Here is a 23,313-nt window from a genome sequence, read left to right on the forward strand (position 1 = left end):
TCTTCTTGTCGTAGCGAGAGCGTTGGACTTAGAAGTCCATGCCGCCCATGCCGCCCATGCCGCCGCCGGGCATGCCGCCCATGGGCGACTTGTCGTCGGCAGGCATTTCGGAGATCGCCGCTTCGGTGGTGATCAGCAGGCCAGCGACCGAGGCCGCGTCCTGCAGCGCCGCACGAACGACCTTGGTCGGGTCGATCACGCCGGCTTCCACCAGGTTTTCATAGACGTCGGTCGAGGCGTTGAAACCACGGGTCTCGTCATTTTCGCGCAGCAGGTTGCCGGCAACCACGGCACCGTCGACGCCCGCATTCTGGGCGATCTGGCGCAGCGGCGCTTCGATCGCCTTGCGGATGATGTCGATACCACGGGTCTGGTCGTCGTTCGCGCCCTTCATGCCGGCCAAAGCCTTGGTCGCATAGAGGAGTGCGGTGCCGCCGCCGGGGACGATGCCTTCTTCAACGGCCGCACGGGTGGCGTGCAGCGCGTCGTCGACGCGGTCCTTGCGTTCCTTGACTTCGACTTCCGAAGCGCCGCCAACCTTGATGACGGCAACGCCGCCAGCAAGCTTCGCCAGACGTTCCTGCAGCTTTTCCTTGTCATAGTCCGAGGTGGTGTTCTCGATCTGCTGACGGATCTGCTCGGTACGGCCCTTGATCGAGTCATGGTCGCCAGCGCCATCGACGATGACGGTGTTGTCCTTGTCGATGGTGACGCGCTTGGCGGTGCCGAGCATCGCCAGCGTGACATTCTCCAGCTTGATGCCCAGATCTTCGGAAATCACTTCGCCCTTGGTCAGGACAGCGATATCTTCCAGCATCGCCTTGCGACGATCGCCAAAGCCAGGGGCCTTGACCGCTGCGACCTTCAGGCCACCGCGCAGCTTGTTGACGACCAGGGTCGCCAGCGCTTCGCCTTCGATGTCCTCAGCGATGATCAGCAGGGGACGACCCGACTGAACGACCGCTTCGAGGATCGGCAGGATCGACTGGAGGTTGCTGAGCTTCTTTTCGTGGATCAGAATGTACGGATCAGCCAGCTCTACAGCCATCTTTTCCGGGTTCGTCACGAAATAGGGCGACAGATAGCCGCGGTCGAACTGCATGCCTTCGACGACGTCCAGCTCGAATTCGAGACCCTTGGCTTCTTCAACCGTGATCACGCCTTCCTTGCCGACGCGCTCCATGGCTTCGGCGATCTTTTCGCCAACCACGGTGTCGCCATTGGCCGAGATGATGCCGACCTGGGCGATTTCCTTGGTCCCGGCGACGGGCTTGGAACGGGCCTTGAGGTCCTCGACAACCTTGATGACGGCCAGATCGATGCCGCGCTTCAGGTCCATCGGGTTCATGCCGGCGGCAACCGACTTCATGCCTTCACGAACGATCGCCTGCGCCAGAACGGTCGCAGTGGTCGTGCCGTCGCCAGCAATGTCGTTGGTCTTGGAAGCGACTTCGCGCACCATCTGGGCGCCCATATTCTCGAACTTGTCCTTGAGTTCGATTTCCTTGGCGACGCTGACGCCGTCCTTGGTGATACGGGGGGCGCCGAAGCTCTTGTCGATGACGACGTTGCGGCCCTTTGGCCCCAGGGTCACCTTGACCGCGTCGGCCAGGATGTCGACACCGCGCAGAATGCGCTCACGAGCGTCGCGGGAAAATTTTACGTCTTTTGCAGCCATGGGAAAAACCCTCTTTCTTGCAAATGGGAATAGTCAGGAAAACGAACGACTTAGGCGACGACGCCCAGAATGTCCGATTCCTTCATGATCAGCAGGTCTTCACCGTCGACCTTGACTTCGGTGCCGGACCATTTGCCGAACAGGATGCGGTCGCCAGCCTTGACGTCGAGCGGGGTCACCTTGCCATCTTCGGCCTTCGAGCCGGTGCCGACGGAGACGATTTCGCCTTCCTGCGGCTTTTCCTTGGCGGTGTCGGGGATGATGATGCCACCGGCGGTCTTTGCTTCCGCTTCGATGCGGCGGACGAGAACACGGTCGTGCAATGGACGAAATGCCATGTTGATTGCCTTTCCCTTCTGTTTGGGATGGGTCCGGCGCGCGATCCGGGGATGAATCCCCCGAAAACCGCCCTCGCCTTATCCTTCTCCCGATAAACTGCGTCGCTGTTAGCACTCATTGAAGGAGAGTGCTAGCGCGGCTTGATATGGCGCAACCGGAAGATCGGTCAAGACCTTCCATGCGCATTTTTTCGCGACCGATGATTTTCCATGCAACATCCCTCAGCGCCGTTGCGGTGCGGCGGGGCGCTTCCTACCTGACGCGGATCAGCATCCACGAGAGGCCTCTCCCCCATGAGCGATCCAACCTACACCCCGCCTGCCGTCTGGACATGGGACAAGGCCAGCGGCGGCCAGTTCGCCAATATCAACCGGCCGATCGCGGGCGCGACCCATGACAAGGATCTGCCGGTGGGGCAGCATCCGCTCCAGCTCTACTCGCTGGCCACGCCCAATGGGCAGAAGGTCACGATCCTGCTGGAGGAATTGCTGGAGGCGGGATTTACTGCGGCGGAGTATGACGCCTGGCTGATCAAGATCGGCGATGGCGACCAGTTTTCCAGCGGCTTCGTGGCGGTCAATCCCAACAGCAAGATCCCCGCGCTGATGGACCATAGCGTCTCCCCGCCGCAGCGCGTGTTCGAATCGGGCGCGATCCTGCTCTATCTGGCCGAAAAGTTCGGCGCCTTCCTGCCGACCGATCCCGCCAAGCGGACAGCCGCGCTCAGCTGGCTGTTCTGGCAGATGGGCAGCGCGCCTTTGCTGGGCGGTGGCTTTGGTCATTTCTACGCCTATGCCCCGGAAAAATATGAATATCCGATCAACCGCTACACGATGGAAGTGAAGCGCCAGCTCGACGTGCTGGACCGGCATCTGGCGGAAAACGACTATGTCGCGGGCGACGAATATAGCATCGCCGACATCGCCATCTGGCCCTGGTATGGTGGCGTCGTGCTGGGCCGCGCCTATGACGCGGCGGAATTTCTGGACGCTGGCAGCTACACCAATCTGCTGCGCTGGGCGCGGCAGATTGACGCGCGCCCGGCGGTGACGCGCGGGCGGATGGTCAACAAGGTTAACGGCCCGCTCGACGGCCAATTGCATGAGCGCCACGCCGCGAGCGACTTTGCCACCAAAACGCAGGACAAGGTTGAGGGGGCGGTTTGACGCCCCCTCCTCGCATCAGTAACCGACGGTGAAGCGCTGACGACTGTGGCGCGGCGTTTCGATTTCATCGACCAGCGCGATGGCATAGTCGGCATAGGATATGCTGCTATTGCCATCGGCATCGGCCAGCAACTGGTCGGCGCCCAGCCGGAAACTGCCGATGCGCGGGCCGACGAAGAACAAGGCCGAGGGCGACAAATAGGTCCAGTCAATGTCGTCCACGCCGCGCAGATAGTCGAGGAACGCTTTGCCCCGACTGGCTTCGGCAAAATATTCCTTGGGGAAGTCCGGCGTGCTGAGCAGCAGCACGCCCGGCGCCACCTCCAGACTGGCCGCCCCGCCCACGACCAGATAGCGCGGCACGCCCGACTGGCGCACGACGTCGATCAGCGACGCCGGATCGGTATCGGAAAACATCACGGCGCTGACCACGGCATCATGGCCCGCGATGGCCTGTACCAGCGCTTCGGGATGGTTGACGTCGCCCGCAACCGCGGTTACCCCGGCATCCTGCACCGCATTTTCGGGATGACGGGCAATGGCCGTCACCTGATGCCCGCGCCGGGCCAGTTCCGCGCTGATTTCCTGCCCCGCACGACCCGTGCCGCCGATGATCGCTACTTTCATGTTCGTCTCCATGCGTGGTTACCAATGGAAACCAGATAGAGATTAGGCTATCAGCGGTGCAAGAAGGCACTTGGCCTTCACCTGGTTACACCAAGGATACTGCCCATGTCGTCCATTCCGCCGTCCCGCATCGGCGACGTCTATAATCCCGATTGCCCGACCCGGCATATCCTCGACCGGATCGGCGACAAATGGGCGGTGCTGGTGCTGATCAGGCTGAAGGACGGGCCAGTGCGCTTCAACCTGTTGCGCCGCCGGATCGGCGCGATTTCGCAAAAGATGTTGTCGCAGACGTTGAAGAGCCTGGAGCGCGACGGCCTGGTCAGCCGTGCCGCCTTTGCGACCGTGCCGGTGACGGTGGAATATCGGCTGACCCCGCTGGCAGGCGGACTGATCGGCATATTGGACCAGATCACCAACTGGGCCGAAGCCCATGTCGGCGACATCATGGCCGCGCGGCGGGCGCATGATGCGGGGGTAGAGGCGATGGCGGCTTAGGATTGGCGTGTCGAGTACCAAGCTGAAAATCTCTTGACCCTTAAGACCCCTCCCCCTTGAGGGGGAGGTTGGGAGGGGGTGTGCTGACGCCAATGTGGACGCTCGGCTTCGCCTCACTCCCCCTCCCCCGACCCCTCCCCGTCGGGGAGGGGAGACGAACACACAATCCTTAAGCCCTAATATTACCCCGCCGCCTTCACAATCTCCGCCCATTCCTCTTCGCTGATCACCTTGATCTCCAGCGCCGCGGCCTGCTTCAATTTACTCCCGGCCCCCGGCCCCGCGACCACCAGATCCGTCTTGGCACTGACCGATCCTGCCGCCTTTGCGCCCAACCGTTCCGCCTGCGCCTTGGCCTCATCGCGGCTCATCGTTTCCAGCTTGCCGGTGAACACGACGGTCTTGCCGGTGACGGCGCTGGCGGTGGTTTCCACGATATAATCGGGCGGCGATACTTCGGACAGAAGATCGTCCCACGCCGCGACATTATGCGGTTCGTGGAAGAAATCGGCGAGCGCATGGCCCACCGCCGCACCGACATTCTCCACCCCGATATGGTCGGCAATTGCCTTGTCGCGCTTGGCGGGCGTGTCAAATGGCTGATCGCGCAGGTCGATAATCTCTTCCGCCAGCGCGCGCACGCCCGGCAGCGTCGTATAACGCTTTAGCAGGTCGCGTGCCGTCACCGCGCCGACATGGCGGATGCCCAGGCCGAAGAGCAGCCGCGCCGCGTCCGGCGCGCGCTTCGCCTCGATCGCGGCGAGCAGATTGTCGACCGACTTTTCCTTCCACCCCTCCCGACCGATCAGGTCGGGGCGGTGGCGTTTCAGGCGGAAAATATCGGCCGGCTCGGTGATCCAGCCCAGGTCAAGAAACTCCTGGATCGACTTTTCCCCCAGCCCTTCGATATCCAGCGCAACCCGGCTGACGAAATGGCGCAGCCGCTCGAACCGTTGCGCGGGGCAGATGAGGCCGCCGGTGCAGCGATAATCGACCTCCCCTTCCTCACGCACCGCCTCGCTCTGGCAGATCGGGCATTCGGGCTTGAAGATATAGGGCGCACCGGGACGGTCGCGGTCGAGATTGTCCACCACCTGCGGGATGACGTCGCCCGCGCGCTGGACGATGACCCGGTCGCCGGGGCGTACGCCCAGCCGCGCAATCTCGTCGGCATTGTGCAGCGTGACGTTGGAGACGACCACGCCGCCCACCGTCACCGGGGTCAGGCGACCCACCGGGGTCAGCTTGCCGGTGCGGCCGACCTGAATGTCGATCGCCTCCAGCGTCGTCTGCGCGCGTTCGGCAGGGAATTTATGCGCGATCGCCCAGCGCGGCGCCTTGGCGACAAAGCCCAGCCGCTGCTGCCAGTCGAGCCGGTCGACCTTATACACCACCCCGTCAATGTCGAAGGGCAGGTCGGCACGCGCGCTTTCGATGCTGCGATAATGGGCGAGCAGGGTTTCGAGGGTATCTACCCGCAGCAGCCGATCCGATACCGGCAGACCCCATGCCGCAATCGCCTGCATCACGCCCAGTTGCGTGTCGGCGGGCAAGGCGCTGTACGCGCCCCAGCCATGGGCCAGGAAGCGCAGCGGGCGGCTGGCGGTAACGGTCGCGTCCTTCTGCCGCAGCGATCCGGCGGCGGCGTTGCGGGGGTTGGCGAATTGCCGCGCCTTGTCCGGCTCGTCGGCTTCGGCCAGCAACCGGGCGTTGAGCGCGGTGAAATCCGCCTTGGCCATATAAACCTCGCCCCGCACTTCGAACAGGTCGGGGATTGCGTCGCCCGTCAGGCGTTGGGGAATATCAGCGATGGTGCGCACGTTGGCGGTGACATCCTCCCCCGTCGCGCCGTCGCCGCGCGTCGCGGCCAGCACCAGCTCGCCCTTCTCGTAGCGCAAAGAGCAGGACAGGCCGTCAATCTTCGGCTCTGCGGTCAGTGCGACCGGCGCATCGTCGGGCAGCGCCAGAAAGCGGCGGACGCGGGCAAGGAATTCGGCGATGTCGTCGTCCGCAAAGCCATTATCGAGGCTCATCATGCGGACGGCGTGGGGGATTTTCTTCAGCGCGGAGGTGGGTGCCGCCCCGACCTGCGCATTGGGCGAATCGGCGCGGACCAGGTGCGGGAATTGCGCTTCGAGTGCGTTGTTCTCACGGATCAGCGCATCATAGGCTGCGTCCGTAATCTCAGGCTGGTCCTGATCATGATAGAGCCGGTTATGCTTGGCCACTTCGCGCGCCAGACGCATCAGACGGTTGGCGGCTTCGGCTTCGGAGAGGGAGGCAGGGTCGGTCATGGGGATGCCATAACCGCTGTTATGCTCCGGCGAAAGCCGGAGCCTAGGGTCAGATGGAGCGAGCGGCCGCCCTAGGCTCCCGCCTGCGCGGGAGCACGTTGCGCTATACCCCCGCCACCGGCACCGTCTCGAACCGCTGCCCGAAACCGGCGATGATCGGGCGGGCCTTGGCGATAGCGGCCTGCACGGCGGGCAGTTTGAGCGAGGCCATGTGGTTTTCGCGGCTGTCCCACACTTCGGTGATCCACAGCGCGTCGGGATTGGCGGTGTCGAGCGCGATGACATAGGACAGGCAGCCGGGCATCCCGGTCGTGCCTTCGAGCAGATAGGCGAGCAATTCGTCGCGCTTGCCGGGTTTGGCGATCATCTGGCCGATCAGGCCATAACGGGGCTGGGCCGTTTGCGCGGTGGCGGGGATGGCGCTGGCGGCCATGGCGGCGGCGGTCAGACCGATTATGTCTCTGCGGTTATGGGTCATCATGCTTTCTTCCGCCCTCTCATCATCCGTGTTCCCGCGCAGGCGGGAACCCAGTTCGGAGCGTGGGACTGGGTTCCCGCCTGCGCGGGAACACCGGCTTACACCCGCTCCAGCAACCGTTCCGCCTGCGCGCGCGCCTCTGCAGTAATCTCCGCGCCCGACAGCATCCGTGCGATTTCCTCGCGCCGTTCTGCATCGTCCAGCGCATGAACGCCCGTCCGGGTCACCGTGCCGTCGCTCGACTTGGCGATCAGCAGATGGCCAGCGCCGCGCGCCGCGACCTGCGGGCTGTGGGTGACGACCAATATCTGGTTGCTGCGCGCGAGGCGCGAGAGGCGTTCGCCGATGGCAGACGCCACCGCGCCGCCGACGCCCCGGTCGATTTCGTCGAAGATCAGCGTGTCCGCCCCGCCCTGCTCCGCCAGCGCGACTTTCAACGCCAGGATGAAGCGCGAGAGTTCGCCTCCGCTAGCGATCTTGGTCAGTGGGGCGAAGGGCGCGCCGGGGTTGGTCGAAATCTCGAATTCGACCCGGTCCATGCCCTGCCCGGTCCATTGCCCCTCATCGAGCGGCGCGACCACGGTGCGGAAACGGGCGGCGTCGAGTTTCAAGGGCGCCAATTCCGCCGCGACCGCTGCGTCCAGCTTGCCGGCAGCCATCTGGCGCTCACCCGACAGCGCCTGCGCGGCGGCGCGATAGGCCGCCGCCTTCTGCGCGACATCGGCCTCCAGCGCAGCGATATGCTCCTCCCCGCCCTCGATAGCGGTCAGGCGCGCGGCCATCTCCGCGCACAGCTGCGCCAGATCATCGGGCTGCACCTGATGCTTACGCGCCAGCCCGCGCAAATCGAACAGTCGGGTTTCGATATCGTCCAGCCGGGCGGGATCGAAGCTCAAGGCCTCCGCCACTTCGGCCAGCCGGTCCTCCGCCTCGCCCGCCTCCACCACTGCGCGGTCCAGCGCCTCCAGCACGGCGGCCAGCCGCTCATCCTCCGCCGCGATCCGGTCCAGCCGCCGTGCCGCCTGCCGCAACTGGGCAAGGCCACCGTCGGAGCCCGTCAGGCAATCGGCGATCGCCGACAGATCGTCGGTCAGGCGCGCGCCCTTCTGCATCGACGCCCGTTCTTCCGCCAGCGTCGCCTCCTCGCCCGACTGCGCCCCGAAACGGGTGAGTTCATCGACGGCATGGGCGAGATAATCCCGGTCGCGCGCGGCGGTATCGACGGTAGCACGCGCTTCAGCAAGAGCGCTTGCCGCCTTGCGCCACGCCCCATATGCCGCGCCGACCGCGCCCGCATCACAGCGACCATAAGCGTCGAGCAGCGCACGATGCCCCCGCGCATTCAGCAGCCCACGATCATCATGCTGGCCGTGAATTTCCACCAGGCACCCGCCCAGTTCGCGCAGCAGCGCCGCCGAACAAGCCGAATCATTGACGAAGGCGCGGCTGCCGCCATCGGCCTTCACCGTGCGGCGAATCAGCAGCGGTTCGCCCAGCTCCATGTCGATGCCATTGTCCGCCAGCAGCATCGCGGCGCGATGGTCGGCGGGCGGCGGATCGAAGGTCGCGGTGACGCTGGCCTGCACCTCGCCATTGCGGACCAGGCCGCTATCGGCGCGCGCGCCCAGCGCCAGCCCCAGCGAATCGAGCAGGATCGATTTGCCCGCGCCCGTCTCCCCGGTCAGCACGGACAGGCCCGCACCGAAATCCAGGTCCAGCGCCTCGATCAACACGACGTTGCGGATGGACAAAGCGCTCAGCATGACGCGCTTCTACCCGTCAATGCACAAAAGGGGAACAGGCAAGAAAGGCGATTACGCCTTGCTGCCATGTTCCTGCATCAGCTTGTAGCTGCGCTCATACCATTTGGTGCCGGGATAGTTGGCGCCCAGCACGGCTGCGGCCTTGCGCGCTTCTTCGGGGATGCCGAGCGAGAGATAGGATTCGACCAGCCGCTCCAGCGCTTCGGGCGTATGCGTGGTGGTCTGGTACTTGTCGATCACGACGCGGAAACGCAGCGTGGCGGCGAGCCACTGGCCACGCCGCTGGTAGAAGCGGCCGACTTCCATTTCCTTGCCGGCCAGATGGTCGTTGACCAGATCGACCTTCAACCGCGCGTCGGCGGCATAGCGGGTGCCAGGATAGCGGCGGATCAGTTCGCCCAGCGAATCCAGCGCCTGCTGCGTAATCTTCTGGTCGCGGCTGACATCGGCAATCTGCTCATAATAGCAGAGCGCGATCAGATAATAAGCGTAGGGCGCGTCCTTGTTGCCGGTGTGGATCGACAGGAAGCGCTGCGATGCCGAGATGGATTCGGCATAGTCGCTGTTCATATAGTAGCTGAACGCGGACATGAGCTGCGCCCGCCGCGCCCAGGGCGAATAGGGATGCTGGCGCTCCACCTCGTCAAACAAAGCAGCAGCGAGCTTATACTGACCGCGATCGAGCCGGTCCTTGCCGCTATTATAGAGGGTCGACACGTCGCGGGCGACATATTGGGTGTCGGCCTTGTTCTTGGACGTCGCGCAGCCTGCGAGCAGGGTGGCAAGCAGAAGCGGGGCGGTGGCCGCGCCGATGCGCGTTACAGTTTTCATCAGCATGGGGCGGGTCATAGCCGAGGGACACGCCGCCGCCAAGCGGCAGAATGGAGTCACGTTCAACAGGCCGTCCGAGCCGGCAGATCGAGCCGCGCGACCGCGCCGCCATTCGCCCCCGGCGTCAGCGAAAAGCGCCCGCCCAGCTGCACCGCCAGCGCATTGGCGATGCGCAGACCCAGCGAATCGCTGGTACCATGTTCAAAGTCCGGGGCGACGCCATGGCCGTCATCAACGATGCGCAGCGCCAGCGCGCCCTGCGCCTCCTCCAGCGTCACTACGACCTTGCCGGGCCGGTCTGGCAGGCCATGTTCGATCGCGTTGCTGACCGATTCCGCGACGATCAGCGCCAGCGGCACCGTGATGGCAGGCTCGATCGTCAGCCCGTCGGGCGCGGTCACCGCGACATCTATGTCCGTGCGGCCACTGGCCTCCAGCACATCGGCCGATAGCGTGGTCAGGAAGGCGCGGATATCCTGCCCCTGCCCCGACGGATCATAGAGCGCGCGGCTGATCCGGCCGACCAGCCCCAGCCGGGCCGAGGCATCGTCCAGCGCCTTGCGCGCCACATCATGATCCACATGGCGCCGCTGGAGCGCCAGCATGGCGGCGACGACCTGCAGATTGTTGGATACGCGATGCTGGAGTTCATGGAACAGAAGCTCGCGATTTTCCGCCAGCGCCCGGCTGCGTTCGCGCTCCACCGCCAGATGGAAATTGGCGCGCTGCATGAAGTGGATCAGCAAGATATCGACCACTACCACGCCGGTGTAGAAGAGCATCGCCACGGCCACCGCCGGGTTCATCACCAGCGTGTGGAAGGGCGGAATGAAAACATACCAGGACAGCAGGCCGCAGAAAAGCGCGGTGAAAATCCCCGGCCTGACCCCGAACAGGAAGGAGGAGAGGATGACCGCCGGAAAGAAAGTGACAAAGGGATAGCCATTGGGCAGCAAGGGTTCAGCCGCGATGCGCAGCATGAAAGCTCCGCCGCAAAAGAGCAGCGACAATATATAGGCATAGGCTGGCCGATCGAGGACGAGCGGCAGGCGTTCGACAAAGCGCGCGTTGCTCCGCTGCATGATGTTCCCCAAATGGTCCATCGTTACAGTAGCAGAACCTTAGTGGGATGCATTGATCGAAATCAGTCCATTGCGCACCCGGCATAAAAAAGGGCGCCCGGTTGAACCGGACGCCCCATTTTTTATTCAGTTCGTCGGATGGACGATCAATCCTGGGTCAGGAAGTCGGGCAGACCGCCCGGTGCCGGGCCGTCGTCGTTGCCGCCTTCGCTGCGTTCGCGACGCGGGCCACGGTCCCCGCCGTCACGGCGCGGGCCACGACCCCGATCACCGCCTTCGCGACGCGGGCCACGGCCTTCGCCGCCGCCACCGTCACGGCGCGGACCACGATCGCCACGGGGTTCGCGCGCTTCACGGGCAGGACGGGTGTCCTCCAGCTCTGCGCCGGTTTCCTGATCGACGACGCGCATCGACAGGCGAACCTTGCCGCGCGGATCGATTTCCAGAACCTTGACCTTCACTTCCTGGCCTTCCGACACGACGTCGGTCGGCTTTTCCACGCGCTCATTCTTCATTTCGGAAACGTGGACGAGACCGTCCTTGCCACCCATGAAATTCACGAACGCACCGAAATCGACAATGTTGACGACCTTGCCGTCATAGATTTTGCCGACTTCCGCTTCCTGCGTGATGCCCAGGATCCACTTGCGGGCCGCTTCGATCTGCGCCGGGTCGGACGAGCTGATCTTGATCAGGCCTTCATCGTCAATGTCGACCTTCGCGCCGGTTTCGGCGACGATTTCGCGGATGACCTTACCACCGGTGCCGATGACTTCGCGGATCTTCGACTTGTCGATCTGCAACGTTTCGATGCGCGGGGCATGGGCCGACAGCTCGGTGCGGGTCGAGGACAGCGCCTTGCTCATTTCGCCAAGGATATGCGCGCGGCCTTCCTTCGCCTGGGTCAGCGCGGCTTCGAAGATTTCGCGCGTGATGCCCGCAATCTTGATGTCCATCTGCATCGTGGTGATGCCTTCGGACGTACCGGCCACCTTGAAGTCCATGTCGCCCAGATGATCTTCGTCACCCAGGATGTCGGACAGGACCGCAAAGTCCTTGCCTTCCAGGATCAGGCCCATGGCGATGCCGGACACGGGGCGCTTCAACGGCACACCGGCGTCCATCATCGAAAGCGAACCGCCGCAGACGGTCGCCATCGAGGAGGAACCGTTCGACTCGGTAATGTCGGACAGAACGCGGATCGTGTAGGGGAACTCGTCCTTGCTGGGCAGCACGGGGTGCAGCGCACGCCATGCCAGCTTGCCATGACCCACTTCACGACGACCCGGCGCGCCGAAGCGGCCGACTTCACCGACCGAATAGGGCGGGAAGTTATAGTGCAGCATGAAGTTTTCATAATGCAGGCCGGTCAGGCCGTCGATCATCTGCTCGGCGTCCTTGGTGCCCAGCGTGGTGGTGCAGATGGACTGCGTTTCACCGCGCGTGAACAGGGCCGAACCATGGGTGCGGGGCAGGAAGCCGACCATCGCTTCGATCGGACGGATCTGCGTGGTGGTGCGACCGTCGATGCGCTTGCCGTCCTTCAGGATGGCGCCGCGCACGATTTCCGCTTCCAGCTTCTTGGTCAGCTTGATGCCGGCCATCACGGTCTGGGCGTCCAGGCCGTCGGCGGTGAACTTCGCCTTCGCCTTGGCACGGGCTTCGTTCAGCGCGTTGGAGCGGGCCGACTTGTCGGTCAGCTTGTAAGCAGCGGCAATGTCCTTGCCGATCAGCTTCTTGAGCTTGGCCTTCAGTTCGACCAGGTCATCGCTCTTGGCCATGTCCCAGGGATCCTTGGCCGCCTTTTCAGCCAGGCTGATGATGGCGTCGACAATCTTCTTGCTCGCTTCATGCGCGAACAGAACGGCGCCCAGCATGATTTCTTCCGACAGCTCTTTCGCTTCGGATTCGACCATCATTACCGCGTCGTAGGTGGCGGCAACGACCAGGTCGAGTTCGCCGGTCTTTACCTCATCCAGCGACGGGTTGAGCTGATATTCGCCATCCTTGTAACCGACGCGCGCCGCGCCGATCGGACCCATGAAGGGGACGCCCGACAGGGTCAGCGCAGCGGACGCCGCGATCATCGCCACCATGTCCGGCTCGCTTTCGCCATCGAACGACAGCACCTGGGCGATGACGTTGATTTCGTTGTAGAAGCCTTCGGGGAACAGCGGGCGGATCGGACGGTCGATCAGGCGGGAAACCAGCGTTTCCTTTTCGGTCGCGCCGCGCTCACGCTTGAAAAAGCCGCCGGGGATACGGCCGGCGGCGGAATATTTTTCCTGATAGTGAACGGTCAGCGGGAAGAAATCCTGGCCTTCCTTCACGCTCTTGGCGGCGGTCACGGCGCACAGCACCACGGTTTCGCCATAGGTAGCCAGCACGGCGGCGTCAGCCTGGCGTGCGATACGGCCGGTTTCGAGGGTCAGCGTCTTGCCGGCCAGCTCGATCGATACTTTCTTGACATCAAACATAGTTTTTTCCTTCGCCCGCGTCGGCCCTATTGCCGGGCGGGGCCTTTGGCGGAGCCGGTGCGGCTCCATGATTGGAGAGCTTCACGCTCTCCGCCGTCGCGGGTGCGACGGGGCGGGGAAGTGTCCCCCTTATCATGCCGCCGTGCCGGATTGCCCGGCGTCATGGTTTACCAATTTCGTCATCCCGGACCTGATCCGGGATCCATTCGGCGCTCGGTCGCGCAAATCCACGACTGTAGTTCGGAATGGGTCCCGACCCTTCGACAAGCTCAGGAGAGCCTTTCGTCGGGATGACGGCCTCTTGTTAGCGGCTTTTCAGTTAGCCCGGAATCAGAAACGGCCCCGCATGGGGGCCGTCCCGTTGAAGGTCTGCGTTATTTGCGCAGGCCCAGCTTGGCGATCAGGTCGGTGTAGCGCGCCTGATCCTTCTTCTTGAGATAGTCCAGCAGCGAACGACGCTTGTTGACCATCATCAGCAGACCACGACGGCTGTGATTATCCTTGTGGTGACCCTTGAAATGCTCGGTCAGGTTGGTGATCCGCTCGGTCAGGATCGAAACCTGAACCTCTGGCGAACCCGTGTCACCCTCAGCGCGGGCATATTCCTTGATCAGCGCTTCCTTGCGCTCGGCAGTAATCGTCATTTAGTCGTCATCCTTCGACATCAGGTTGAAACCGCGCACCACGATGATCTCGCAATCATCCGACCGGACCAGCGCGACGGGAATATTCCCGTCCATCGCCAGATACAGGCCGGTGGTGGCAGTGATCCCGGTCAGAACCTTCCCCTGTCGGAGCATCAGGGCCTGATCGGGAGAGACGGGGAGAGCCGGGATGTCGTCCAGCCCCGCCGTCAGCGGCAGCATAAGGCTACCGATGGCGCGCTCGTTAGCAGCATGGCGCAATTTGTCCAGCGAAATCGCGGAATCCAGCGTGAACGGCCCGGCCTTGATACGGCGGAGCATGGTGACATGCCCGACCGTCCCCAGCGCCAGCGCAATGTCGCGGGCAAGCGAGCGGATATAGGTGCCCTTGGAGACATGGGCGGTGAGGGTGATGCTTTCCATAGGATCGTCATTCCCGCGAAGGCGGGAATCCATCTCCCCCACCTCCCGTCCAGTTCCCACGGTGGGAGATGGATCCCCGCCTTCGCGGGGATGACAGATTTGCAATTGATACACCGTCACCCCTCGCAATTTCATCTCCACATCCGCCCCCGCCCGCGCCAGATCATAGGCGCGCTGGCCGTCGATCAGGATGGCGCTATAGGCGGGCGGCACCTGTTCGATCGCGCCGGTGAAGCGCGCAAGCACCGCCTCCACCTCAGCCCTTGTCGGCCGCACATCGCTGGTCGCGATCACCGCGCCTTCCAGGTCGAGCGTGTCGGTCTGCGCCCCGAACGCGATCGTGAAATCATAAATTTTGTCGCTGTCGAGCATCCGCCCGGCGAGCTTCGTCGCCTCGCCGATCGCAATCGGCAGCACGCCTGTCGCCAGCGGATCGAGCGTGCCGCCATGGCCGACCTTGCACTTGCCCGCCCCGCTGTCGCGCAGCGCGCGCTTGACCGCGCTGACCGCCTGGGTGGAGCCAAGGCCATGGGGTTTGTCGAGGATGATCCAGCCGTGCATGGACGCGCGCCTACACCGCAGCAGGCTGCTTGTCAGCCGCCCATCTGTTCCCGATAATGGCGACGGCAGAGCGCGACATAACGATCATTGCCGCCAATCTGCGTCTGCGCGCCATCGCGCACCGCGTGACCCCGCCCGTCCACGCGCAGGTTCATCGTCGCCTTGCGCCCGCAATCGCACACGGTCTTGATCTCGCTCAGCGTATCCGCCAGCCCCAGCAGATGCGCGCTGCCCTCGAACAATTCCCCGCGAAAATCGGTGCGCAGGCCATAGCAGAGGACCGGAATGTTGAGATCGTCGCACAGCCGCGCGATCTGCCATACCTGATCGCGTGTCAGGAATTGCGCCTCGTCGATCAGAACGCAGGACAGGGGCGTGGCTTCATGCTGGCGCGCGACGGCGGCAAAAATATCGACCGCCGGATCGAACAGATGCGCGTCCGTCTCCAGCCCGATGCGCGACGCTATGCGACCATGCCCAAAGCGATCGTCGATCGCCGCGGTCCACAGCATCGTCGCCATGCCGCGCTCGCGATAGTTGAAGCTCGATTGCAGCAGCGTCGCCGATTTGCCCGCATTCATCGAGCTATAGTAGAAATAGAGCTTGGCCATGGGTCAGCGGATCGTGGGCGCAACGCCAGACAGGAAGCGCACCAGCGCATCGGCGAGCGCGATCCTTTTGTCGGAAAAACTGTGATCGGTCGGCCAGACCATCAGCCGCGAATTGGGGTTCGCCCCCTGCGCGTCGGCAGCCACCTTGCGCGCGTCAGCCCCCAATCCCTTCTCCGCGCCAAGGATCGTGAGCGGACGACGGCCATAGCCCGCCAGACGTCGGCCAAGGTCGAACTTGTCGCCATTGCCCTTTATCTCGGCGGTCAGGCTGTCATAGGTCGCGCCATGCAGCGGCGGCAGGTCGCTCTCCACCTCCGCCTTCCACGCCGCCTCGCCCTGCGCCGTCGCCAGCGCCGCGACGGTCTGCGCCGGGTCCCAAGGATCGATCAGGAACAGACCCGCAACCCGCGGTTCGGCGGCGGCAATGTCTGCCGCCATAAACCCTCCCATACTATGCCCCGCCACCACGATCGCGCTGGTGTCGATGCGATATTTGGCAACGGTCGATGCCTGCTGGAGAAACTGGAGCGCAGCAAAAGCATCGTCGGACGCATTGCCAAAGGAGAAATTCCCCGGACTGCCCCACGACCCGCGATAATGGAGCGTCAGCACATTCCACCCGGCGCGACGGGCTGCCTGAGCCAGGTCCAGATTCTGCTCATTGCCGGGAAAACCATGCAGCAACAGCAACGTGGGATGCAATCCGGCTCCAGCGGCCGTGTACATGACGGCATTCATCGCCCCATCGCCTGACGGCAGGACAAAAGCGCTCATCCCCGCAGGATAGGCGGAGTCCGGGGTGGGATCGCTGATGACGGCAGGGTGGATCGCGGGGTCTTTGGCCTGCAACGGTCCAGCAAGCAGCCAGGCCAGCCCGACTATCCCAATTCCGCGTCCGATCCGATCCATCGCCTGCCCCCGATCATTAACACATGAGACGCTACCGGACAGCGCTCGCCGTCCGATGAAAGACAAAGATTGGCTCAATCCTCGCCGTCATCATCCTTGGCCAGATCCTGCGCTACCTTTGGATCGCGCAGCAACTTGTCGATGTGGCTGCCCTCGTCGAAACTGTCGTCGGCCAGGAACTTGATCTTGGCGGCATATTTCAGCCGCGTGCGCGATGCGACTTCGCGCTGGAAATAGGCGGTGTTGGTCCGCAGCGCCTTCAGCACCACTTCTTCGTCCCGCCCCAGCAGCGGCTTGATGAAGGCGGTGGCGTGGCGCAGGTCGGACGACATGCGCACTTCGGTGACGCTCACGACATGCCTGGCCAGCACATCATCATGCACGTCGCCGCGCTGGAGAATGTCGGACAGGATATGACGCACCTGCTCCCCCACGCGGAGCGCACGGACGGACGGGCCTTGGGTTTGTTGCAATGCCATAGGTTCAGCTTTCCGGCGCTATATCTTCAATTGCGACGTTCAGTTCGTCAGCAAGTTTGCGCCACAGGGCAAGTCCGCCTGCTTTCTTGCCATTTTCGACGTTGCTTAAATATGTATGGCTATGACCGACACGGCGGCCCAAATCCACAAGTGTGAAATGGCGATGCTTGCGCCAGGCGCGAAGGGGGCTTTCGCCACCCATTATCGCATCCACAACCTCAGCCGGCACATATTCCTCGCCGTCCTCTCGGCGATTTTGTGCCTTTTCGGCCGCCAGCAAATCCGCCCTGTCCTCGGCAATATCGACCAGCCGCTGATAATCTTCCATCGGCAGCATAGCGATTTTCTGGCCTGCGATTTCGACAATCTGGGCAGTCATGGGTTCACCTCATAAGCCGATCCACGCGGAGCGATATCGTCGATCCAGAGGATATTCTGCTCGATGCGAAAAATCACACGCCAGTCCTGCACCCGCAACCGATATTCCGGTCGCCCCTGCAACCGCTTCATGTTCGCCGCGAGCGAGTCTGGATCATGCGCCAGCTCCTCGATCTTCTGTCGAATGAGCGTCCGCTTGTTGGAGCGCAGCAACGCCTTCATCGCCGTTTTCGAGAAACGAATATCCACATCGCCATACTAGGGCGATGCACAAGGGCGGTCAACGAATTTAACCATTGGATAAATTCGTTGACCGCCCCTTTGTATCTTACAGCGTGCGGATGCGTTCCTCGACCTCGAACAGTTCGAGCGTATCGCCTGCCTTGATGTCGTTGGTGTCCTGCAACACAGCGCCACATTCCATGCCGGCGCGCACTTCGGATACATCGTCCTTGAAGCGGCGCAGCGAGTGGATGACCGTCTTGGACACGATGACGTCGTCGCGGGTGAGACGCGCGTTGAGCCCCTTGCGGATGACGCCTTCCTTGACCAGAAGCCCGGCCGCCTTGTCCTTCTTGCCCGCAGGGAATACCTGCAGCACTTCGGCGCGACCCACGATCGTTTCGATGCGTTCGGGGGCCAGCTGGCCCGCCATTTCGTTGCGCACTTCTTCGAGCAGGTCGTAGATCACGTCATAATAGCGCAGCGAGATTTTCTCGCGGATCGCCAGCGGACGCGCCTTGGCATTGGGACGGACGTTGAAGCCAATCAGCGGCGCGCGGCTGGCCGAAGCCAGCGTGACATCGCTCTCGGTGATCGCGCCCACGCCGGAGCTGAGGATACGCACCTTGATCTCGTCGGTCGAAATGCGGTTCAGCGCACTGACGATCGCTTCGACCGATCCCTGCACGTCGCCACGAATGACCACCGGATATTCGATGACCTTGGTGCTGAGCGCCGAGAACATATTTTCAAAGTTCGTCGGCACGGACGCGGTCCGCTTGCGGGTGATCTGTTCCTGGCGATAGGCCGCGACCTCACGGGCGCGCGCCTCATTCTCCACGACCGTCATCTGATCACCGGCCATCGGCACGCCCGACAGACCCAGCACTTCGACCGGGGTCGAGGGACCGGCGGACTTGACCTGCTGGCCCTTGTCATTGACGAGCGCGCGCACCTTGCCGCTTTCCGCGCCGATGACGAAGGTGTCACCGACCTTGAGCGTACCCTTGCGCACCAGCACGGTGGCAACCGCGCCACGGCCCTTGTCCAGCTGCGCCTCGATCACATTGCCTTCGGCGGCGCGATCGGGGTTGGCGGTCAGTTCCATGACTTCAGCCTGGAGCAGGATCTTTTCGATCAGCTCGTCCAGACCGGTTTTCTTGAGCGCGGATACCTGCACGTCCTGCACGTCGCCGCCCATATCCTCGACCACGATTTCATGTTCGAGCAGGCGCTCACGCACCTTTTGCGGGTTGGCTTCGGGCTTGTCGCACTTGTTGATCGCCACGATCATCGGCACGCCGGCGGCCTTGGTATGGTTGATCGCCTCGATCGTCTGCGGCATCAGCCCGTCGTCGGCGGCCACCACCAGGATGACGATGTCGGTCACGTTCGCACCGCGTGCGCGCATTTCCGAAAACGCCTCATGGCCCGGCGTGTCGAGGAAGGTGATGATGTCGCCACCCTTGGTCGTCACCTGATAGGCGCCGATATGCTGGGTGATGCCACCGCTTTCGCCCGCGACCACATCGGTCCCGCGCAGCGCATCGAGCAGGCTGGTCTTGCCATGATCGACATGGCCCATGATCGTGACGACAGGCGCACGGACCTTGAGCGATTCGACCGGATCGAGATCACCCTCGATACCGATTTCGACGTCGGCTTCGGACACGCGCTGGATGCGGTGGCCAAATTCCTCGACCAGCAGTTCGGCCGTGTCCTGATCGATCGACTGGTTGAGCGTGACCGCCTGCCCCATCTTGAACAGCGACTTGACCAGATCCGCGCCCTTTTCGGCCATACGATTGGCCAGTTCCTGCACGGTGATGACTTCTGGCACGACCACGTCGCGCGACTGTTTTTCGCGCGTCTTGGAGCCACCGGCATAATGGGCGCGGCGTTCCTTTTCACGGGCGCGCTTGAGCGCGGCAAGGCTGCGCGCACGGGCGCTGTCATCATCGGCCAGCGCCTTGGTGACGGTCAGCTTGCCAGCCTGGCGACGATGATCCTCACCCTTCTTCGCCCGTTCGGGCTTGGTCGGTTCGGGACGCTTGACCGGCGTAACCGGGGTGAAGCGGCGCGGCGGCGGCGGTGCGGCGCTCGTCGCGGGCTGCTCGTCCGTCGCAGCGGGTGCAACAGCGTCAGGCGCAGCAACGGCTTCCTGCGGCGCAGCAGCGGGTGCTTCTGCAACCGGCGCGGCTTCGGGGGCCTTGGCTTCCTCCACAGCAGGCGCGGACGCCGCGGTTTCGGCGGCCTGACGGTTTTCCTCGGCCCGGCGCTTTTCATTCTCGACCGCAGCGACACGCTCGGCCGCTTCGCGACGGCGCGCATCCTCCAGCGCGTTCATGCGCGCTTCCTCGGCCTCGCGCAGCAGCTTGGCCTGCAATTCCTGACGCGACATCAGGCTTTGCGGCGGCGACTGACGCGCGGGGGCAGGCTGCGGCGCACGCTGCTGAGGCGGCGGCGGGGCAGCGGGGCGGGGCGCTGCGGGTGCGGCGGTGGTCGCCACTGGCACCGGATCAGCCTGCGGCGCAGCAGCAGCGGGGGCAGCTTCGCCCGGCTTGCCCAGGACGCGGCGCCGCTTCACCTCGACCACGACCGTATTCTTGCGGCCATGGCTGAACTGCTGCTGCACCTGACCGGATTCCACGGTCCGCTTGATGCCCAGCGGCTTGCGGCCCAGAACCGGCTTGTCTTCCTTGCTGTCACTCATACGACTGAACTTAACCCTTCACTTCATCACCGGCCGGTGCAGGCACCGACGCATCATTCCATGCAATCTCGGCACCCTGCGCAGCGGAGGATTGCTCCTCCTCCTGCGCGGGCGCCTCGATAACGCAACCCAGATAGCTTTCCAAGCGGCCCAGGGCCGCACGCAGGCGTAGCGCCGCGCGCGAGTCGGTCACCGCAACATGGACGACATTATCGCGCCCCATTGCCATAGATAGGGCCTCGCGGTCCACAGGCAAGACGGTGCCTGCAAGATCGCTGCCTTCCGCTTCCTGTCCGACGCGCAGCGCCTGGTCCAGTTTGCGGTTGCCATCGGCCGCCGCATCGGCGGCGTGGAGCAGCAATTTGACCAGCCCCTTGCGGCAGGCGGTATCGATTTTTTCAGAGCCGGTGAGCAGCATGGACGCGCGCGCCTCCAGCCCCAGACGGCTGAGCAGATCCTGCCGCAGTGCCGTCTCGATCCGTTCGGGCAGGTCCGCCTCGATCTGGAGCGCGCCATCCTTGAACGACCGCGCGATCGCGCCTTTGAGCTTGCCCTTGGCGAGTGCCGTTTCCAGCTCGGCGCGGCTGACGCCGATCCATGCGCCCCGCCCCGGTGCCTTCGCCCGGACGTCGGGCAGCACCTGCCCCTCCGGCCCGATCGCAAGGCGAATGAGCGTTTCGGGGTCGGCGCGGTCGCCGGTCAATATGCATTTGCGTTCGGTCATGCGTGCCCCTCCGCCAAAACGGATGGACTGGCAACCCCAACGCTATCGGATAGGCCTAAACGCTCATCGGGGAGTGTCCGCAGCAATGGCGTCCTCCCTATCAGAGGGCGCGGACGCGCGGTCGGCCAGCAGCAAGCCCCCCGCCGCATAATTTTCCAGGCTCAGTTCGGTGATATTGATCTGGACGGCAGCCGCCGGCTTCCCCAGCCGCTCCACGAGCGACTGAGTGATGTCGGCGACCAGCGCGGCTTTCTGCTCGCGCGTTACGGCCCCGGCCAGACGGATATCAACGAACGGCATAGCGGATCAGGCTTCCTCGTCCTCGAACCAGTGCGCACGCGCGGCCATGATGATCTCATTGCCCTGCTCGTCCGACAGGCCATAGGCCGCCAAAATGCCACCCTTGTCCTCGGTGGTTTCGGTCTTGCGGCGGCGCTGGTCGATGCGCTTCTTCTGCACCAGCTCGTCGGTCGCCAAATCCGCCAGATCGTCGAGCGTCTTGATGCCCGCCTTGCCCAGCGTCACCAGCATCGCTTCAGTGAGGTGCGGCATGTCCGCCAGGGCATCCTCGACGCCCAGCGCCTGCCGCTCTTCACGCGAAGCCGCCTCGCGACGCTCCAGCGCTTCAAGCGCGCGGTTCTGCAATTCGCCCGCCAGATCATCGTCAAAGCCTTCGATCGAGGCCAGCTCGTCGATGCTGACATAGGCGACCTCTTCCAGCTCGCCAAAGCCCTCGGCCACCAGCAGCTGCGACAGCGTCTCGTCCACGTCCAGCTCGTTCTGGAACAGTTCGGACCGGGTCACGAATTCCTTCTGGCGCTTCTCGCTGGCATCAGCTTCGGTCATGATGTCGATCGCCTTGCCGGTCAGCTGGCTGGCAAGACGGACATTCTGGCCGCGACGGCCAATGGCAAGGCTCAGCTGATCGTCGGGGACGACGACTTCGATCCGCTCTTCTTCCTCGTCGATCAGCACGCGGCTGACCTGGGCGGGCTGAAGCGCGTTGACCACGAAGGTCGCGGTATCTTCCGACCAGGGGATGATGTCGATCTTCTCGCCCTGCATTTCCTGCACGACGGCCTGGACGCGGCTGCCCTTCATGCCGACGCAGGCGCCGACCGGATCGATGCTCGAATCGCGGCTGATGACGCCGATCTTGGCGCGGCTGCCCGGATCGCGGGCGGCTGCCATGATGGTGATGACACCGTCATAGATTTCGGGGACTTCCTGCGCGAACAGCTTTTTCATGAACTCTGGATGCGCGCGGCTCAGGAAAATCTGCGGTCCGCGATTTTCGCGGCGCACGTTCAGCACGACCGAGCGGATGCGGTCGCCGACGCGAACGACTTCGCGCGGGATCTGCTGGTCGCGGCGGATGACGCCCTCGGCCCGGCCAAGGTTCACGACGACATGGCCGAACTCGACCGATTTCACGACGCCGGTGATGATTTCGCCCACGCGGTCCTTGAATTCCTCATGCTGGCGCTCACGCTCGGCGTCGCGGACCTTCTGGAAGATCACCTGCTTGGCCGACTGGGCGTCGATGCGGCCCAGATCGATGGGGGGCAGCGGATCGACGATGAAGTCGCCGACGACGGCGCCCTTCTGGAGCTTTTCAGCCGCCTTGATGTCGACCTGCTTGAAATAATCCTCGACCACATCGACCACTTCGACGACGCGCCACAGGCGCAGGTCGCCGCTGTCGGGGTCCAGCTTGGCGCGAATGTCGTTCTCCGCGCCGTAGCGTGCGCGTGCGGCGCGCTGGATTGCGTCCTCCATCGCCTCGATGACGATCGCCTTGTCGATCATCTTTTCGCTGGCCACCGAATTGGCGATGGCGATCAGTTCGGCCCGGTTGGCGGAAATGGCGTTGGCCATGGAAAGAACCCTTATCCTTCGGTTTCGATATCGTCCGCACCCTCGGCAGAGAGCGGCATGGTAGCATTAATCAGCGCGTCCGTCAGCACCAGCTTGGCGGTGTCGATCAGGGCGAAGGGAATGACGACATTCCCGACCTTGGTATCCTTGAAGGCAATATCCTCGCCCTCGACCGCGCCCAGCACGCCCTTGAACGTCTTGCGATTGTCGATCGGCTCGGTCACCGTGATCCGCGCCTCGAACCCGCCCCATTCGACAAAGTCGTGCAGGCGGGTGAGCGGACGGTCGATGCCCGGCGAGCTGACCTCCAACCGATAGGCTTCCTCGATCGGATCAGTCTCGTCGAGCAGGTCGGACAGACGGCGCGAGATCGTCATGCAATCCTCGATCACCAGCTGCCGCGTTTCCCGACGCTCGGCCATGATCTGAAGCGTGCGCTCATCGCCCGACCCGAACAGCTTCACCCGGACAAGGTCAAAGCCCAAAGCCTTCACCTCCGGTTCGATCAGCGCAGTCAGTGCGGCGATGTCCGCCATGC

23 protein-coding genes are annotated in these 23,313 nt (G+C 63.6%); 2 read left to right on the forward strand and 21 right to left on the reverse strand.

From position 1 onward, the window contains the following. Positions 1-28: 28 nt before the first annotated feature. Together groL and groES are read right to left on the reverse strand one after the other, a co-directional pair. Complete coding sequence (groL, locus tag ACODR8_RS05175) at positions 29-1,678, reverse strand: chaperonin GroEL (RefSeq protein WP_294132361.1); 1,650 nt, start codon at positions 1,676-1,678, stop codon at positions 29-31. A gap of 50 nt (positions 1,679-1,728) precedes the next feature. Continuing rightward, entirely contained in the window at positions 1,729-2,016 is a 288-nt protein-coding gene (gene groES, locus ACODR8_RS05180) for a co-chaperone GroES (RefSeq protein ID WP_119745439.1), read from the reverse strand. Between the two features lie 294 nt (positions 2,017-2,310). Here groES and yghU point away from each other — a divergent pair, with 294 nt between their 5' ends. Further along, entirely contained in the window at positions 2,311-3,183 is an 873-nt protein-coding gene (gene yghU, locus ACODR8_RS05185) for a glutathione-dependent disulfide-bond oxidoreductase (RefSeq protein WP_489006261.1), read from the forward strand. 15 nt (positions 3,184-3,198) lie between these two features. On the opposite strand, the gene ACODR8_RS05190 is transcribed toward yghU, so the two are convergent. Next, entirely contained in the window at positions 3,199-3,810 is a 612-nt protein-coding gene (locus ACODR8_RS05190) for an NAD(P)-dependent oxidoreductase (protein WP_489006262.1), read from the reverse strand. 105 nt (positions 3,811-3,915) lie between these two features. On the opposite strand from ACODR8_RS05190, the gene ACODR8_RS05195 reads away from it, so the two are divergent. Beyond that, positions 3,916-4,308, forward strand: coding sequence for a winged helix-turn-helix transcriptional regulator (locus ACODR8_RS05195; RefSeq protein WP_489006263.1), 393 nt, complete (start codon positions 3,916-3,918; stop codon positions 4,306-4,308). Positions 4,309-4,490: 182 nt separating this feature from the next. Here ACODR8_RS05195 and ligA read toward each other — a convergent pair whose 3' ends face one another. From ligA to rimP, 18 genes are all read right to left on the reverse strand, one after another. Next, a complete protein-coding gene (ligA, locus tag ACODR8_RS05200) occupies positions 4,491-6,602 on the reverse strand; it encodes an NAD-dependent DNA ligase LigA (RefSeq protein WP_489006264.1) in 2,112 nt (703 codons plus the stop codon). Between the two features lie 103 nt (positions 6,603-6,705). Beyond that, a complete protein-coding gene (locus ACODR8_RS05205) occupies positions 6,706-7,080 on the reverse strand; it encodes a putative quinol monooxygenase (RefSeq protein ID WP_489006485.1) in 375 nt (124 codons plus the stop codon). A 98-nt stretch (positions 7,081-7,178) separates the two neighbouring features. Next, a complete protein-coding gene (gene recN / locus ACODR8_RS05210) occupies positions 7,179-8,843 on the reverse strand; it encodes a DNA repair protein RecN (protein WP_489006265.1) in 1,665 nt (554 codons plus the stop codon). A 51-nt stretch (positions 8,844-8,894) separates the two neighbouring features. Continuing rightward, positions 8,895-9,680 carry an outer membrane protein assembly factor BamD gene (locus ACODR8_RS05215; RefSeq protein WP_037492428.1) on the reverse strand — a complete coding sequence of 262 codons (786 nt, stop codon included), beginning with the start codon at positions 9,678-9,680 and terminating at the stop codon, positions 8,895-8,897. Between the two features lie 56 nt (positions 9,681-9,736). Further along, positions 9,737-10,756, reverse strand: coding sequence for a sensor histidine kinase (locus ACODR8_RS05220; protein ID WP_489006266.1), 1,020 nt, complete (start codon positions 10,754-10,756; stop codon positions 9,737-9,739). A gap of 146 nt (positions 10,757-10,902) precedes the next feature. Next, entirely contained in the window at positions 10,903-13,233 is a 2,331-nt protein-coding gene (gene pnp / locus ACODR8_RS05225) for a polyribonucleotide nucleotidyltransferase (RefSeq protein ID WP_489006267.1), read from the reverse strand. A 374-nt stretch (positions 13,234-13,607) separates the two neighbouring features. Then, positions 13,608-13,877 carry a 30S ribosomal protein S15 gene (rpsO, locus tag ACODR8_RS05230; protein WP_119745455.1) on the reverse strand — a complete coding sequence of 90 codons (270 nt, stop codon included), beginning with the start codon at positions 13,875-13,877 and terminating at the stop codon, positions 13,608-13,610. After that, positions 13,878-14,861 carry a tRNA pseudouridine(55) synthase TruB gene (gene truB / locus ACODR8_RS05235; RefSeq protein ID WP_489006268.1) on the reverse strand — a complete coding sequence of 328 codons (984 nt, stop codon included), beginning with the start codon at positions 14,859-14,861 and terminating at the stop codon, positions 13,878-13,880. Positions 14,862-14,893: 32 nt separating this feature from the next. Then, positions 14,894-15,472: a thymidine kinase gene (locus ACODR8_RS05240; protein ID WP_489006269.1), complete on the reverse strand. Its 579-nt coding sequence runs from the start codon at positions 15,470-15,472 to the stop codon at positions 14,894-14,896. Between the two features lie 3 nt (positions 15,473-15,475). Further along, complete coding sequence (locus ACODR8_RS05245) at positions 15,476-16,381, reverse strand: alpha/beta hydrolase family protein (RefSeq protein WP_489006270.1); 906 nt, start codon at positions 16,379-16,381, stop codon at positions 15,476-15,478. Between the two features lie 74 nt (positions 16,382-16,455). Then, positions 16,456-16,860: a 30S ribosome-binding factor RbfA gene (rbfA, locus tag ACODR8_RS05250; protein WP_489006271.1), complete on the reverse strand. Its 405-nt coding sequence runs from the start codon at positions 16,858-16,860 to the stop codon at positions 16,456-16,458. Between the two features lie 4 nt (positions 16,861-16,864). Continuing rightward, positions 16,865-17,239: a helix-turn-helix domain-containing protein gene (locus tag ACODR8_RS05255; protein WP_489006272.1), complete on the reverse strand. Its 375-nt coding sequence runs from the start codon at positions 17,237-17,239 to the stop codon at positions 16,865-16,867. After that, positions 17,236-17,487 (reverse strand): type II toxin-antitoxin system RelE family toxin, encoded by a 252-nt coding sequence (locus tag ACODR8_RS05260; protein ID WP_489006273.1) that lies wholly within the window; start codon positions 17,485-17,487, stop codon positions 17,236-17,238. The genes ACODR8_RS05255 and ACODR8_RS05260 overlap by 4 nt, the downstream gene beginning before the upstream one ends. 79 nt (positions 17,488-17,566) lie before the next feature. Beyond that, a complete protein-coding gene (gene infB, locus ACODR8_RS05265; RefSeq protein ID WP_489006274.1) occupies positions 17,567-20,173 on the reverse strand; it encodes a translation initiation factor IF-2 in 2,607 nt (868 codons plus the stop codon). Between the two features lie 10 nt (positions 20,174-20,183). Further along, the gene (locus ACODR8_RS05270; protein WP_489006275.1) at positions 20,184-20,897 is read right to left on the reverse strand and encodes a DUF448 domain-containing protein; all 714 of its coding nucleotides are present in this window, start codon (positions 20,895-20,897) and stop codon (positions 20,184-20,186) included. Positions 20,898-20,960: 63 nt separating this feature from the next. After that, on the reverse strand, positions 20,961-21,197 hold the full coding sequence (locus ACODR8_RS05275) for a tautomerase family protein (protein WP_489006276.1): 237 nt from the start codon (positions 21,195-21,197) through the stop codon (positions 20,961-20,963). 6 nt (positions 21,198-21,203) lie between these two features. Then, entirely contained in the window at positions 21,204-22,775 is a 1,572-nt protein-coding gene (gene nusA, locus ACODR8_RS05280) for a transcription termination factor NusA (protein ID WP_294132392.1), read from the reverse strand. Positions 22,776-22,786: 11 nt separating this feature from the next. Beyond that, positions 22,787-23,311 (reverse strand): ribosome maturation protein RimP, encoded by a 525-nt coding sequence (rimP, locus tag ACODR8_RS05285; protein WP_489006277.1) that lies wholly within the window; start codon positions 23,309-23,311, stop codon positions 22,787-22,789. Positions 23,312-23,313: the final 2 nt, after the last annotated feature.

The sequence above is a fragment of the Sphingobium sp. FG58 genome, assembly GCF_057809055.1.

Bases quoted from the DNA above. Each gene is read 5' to 3' on its own strand.
- groL (WP_294132361.1), bottom strand. From the start codon at position 1,678: ATGGCTGCAAAAGACGTAAAATTTTCCCGCGACGCTCGTGAGCGCATT.
- groES (WP_119745439.1), bottom strand. From the start codon at position 2,016: ATGGCATTTCGTCCATTGCACGACCGTGTTCTCGTCCGCCGCATCGAA.
- yghU (WP_489006261.1), top strand. From the start codon at position 2,311: ATGAGCGATCCAACCTACACCCCGCCTGCCGTCTGGACATGGGACAAG.
- ACODR8_RS05190 (WP_489006262.1), bottom strand. From the start codon at position 3,810: ATGAAAGTAGCGATCATCGGCGGCACGGGTCGTGCGGGGCAGGAAATC.
- ACODR8_RS05195 (WP_489006263.1), top strand. From the start codon at position 3,916: ATGTCGTCCATTCCGCCGTCCCGCATCGGCGACGTCTATAATCCCGAT.
- ligA (WP_489006264.1), bottom strand. From the start codon at position 6,602: ATGACCGACCCTGCCTCCCTCTCCGAAGCCGAAGCCGCCAACCGTCTG.
- ACODR8_RS05205 (WP_489006485.1), bottom strand. From the start codon at position 7,080: ATGACCCATAACCGCAGAGACATAATCGGTCTGACCGCCGCCGCCATG.
- recN (WP_489006265.1), bottom strand. From the start codon at position 8,843: ATGCTGAGCGCTTTGTCCATCCGCAACGTCGTGTTGATCGAGGCGCTG.
- ACODR8_RS05215 (WP_037492428.1), bottom strand. From the start codon at position 9,680: ATGCTGATGAAAACTGTAACGCGCATCGGCGCGGCCACCGCCCCGCTT.
- ACODR8_RS05220 (WP_489006266.1), bottom strand. From the start codon at position 10,756: ATGCAGCGGAGCAACGCGCGCTTTGTCGAACGCCTGCCGCTCGTCCTC.
- pnp (WP_489006267.1), bottom strand. From the start codon at position 13,233: ATGTTTGATGTCAAGAAAGTATCGATCGAGCTGGCCGGCAAGACGCTG.
- rpsO (WP_119745455.1), bottom strand. From the start codon at position 13,877: ATGACGATTACTGCCGAGCGCAAGGAAGCGCTGATCAAGGAATATGCC.
- truB (WP_489006268.1), bottom strand. From the start codon at position 14,861: ATGCACGGCTGGATCATCCTCGACAAACCCCATGGCCTTGGCTCCACC.
- ACODR8_RS05240 (WP_489006269.1), bottom strand. From the start codon at position 15,472: ATGGCCAAGCTCTATTTCTACTATAGCTCGATGAATGCGGGCAAATCG.
- ACODR8_RS05245 (WP_489006270.1), bottom strand. From the start codon at position 16,381: ATGGATCGGATCGGACGCGGAATTGGGATAGTCGGGCTGGCCTGGCTG.
- rbfA (WP_489006271.1), bottom strand. From the start codon at position 16,860: ATGGCATTGCAACAAACCCAAGGCCCGTCCGTCCGTGCGCTCCGCGTG.
- ACODR8_RS05255 (WP_489006272.1), bottom strand. From the start codon at position 17,239: ATGACTGCCCAGATTGTCGAAATCGCAGGCCAGAAAATCGCTATGCTG.
- infB (WP_489006274.1), bottom strand. From the start codon at position 20,173: ATGAGTGACAGCAAGGAAGACAAGCCGGTTCTGGGCCGCAAGCCGCTG.
- ACODR8_RS05270 (WP_489006275.1), bottom strand. From the start codon at position 20,897: ATGACCGAACGCAAATGCATATTGACCGGCGACCGCGCCGACCCCGAA.
- ACODR8_RS05275 (WP_489006276.1), bottom strand. From the start codon at position 21,197: ATGCCGTTCGTTGATATCCGTCTGGCCGGGGCCGTAACGCGCGAGCAG.
- nusA (WP_294132392.1), bottom strand. From the start codon at position 22,775: ATGGCCAACGCCATTTCCGCCAACCGGGCCGAACTGATCGCCATCGCC.
- rimP (WP_489006277.1), bottom strand. From the start codon at position 23,311: ATGGCGGACATCGCCGCACTGACTGCGCTGATCGAACCGGAGGTGAAG.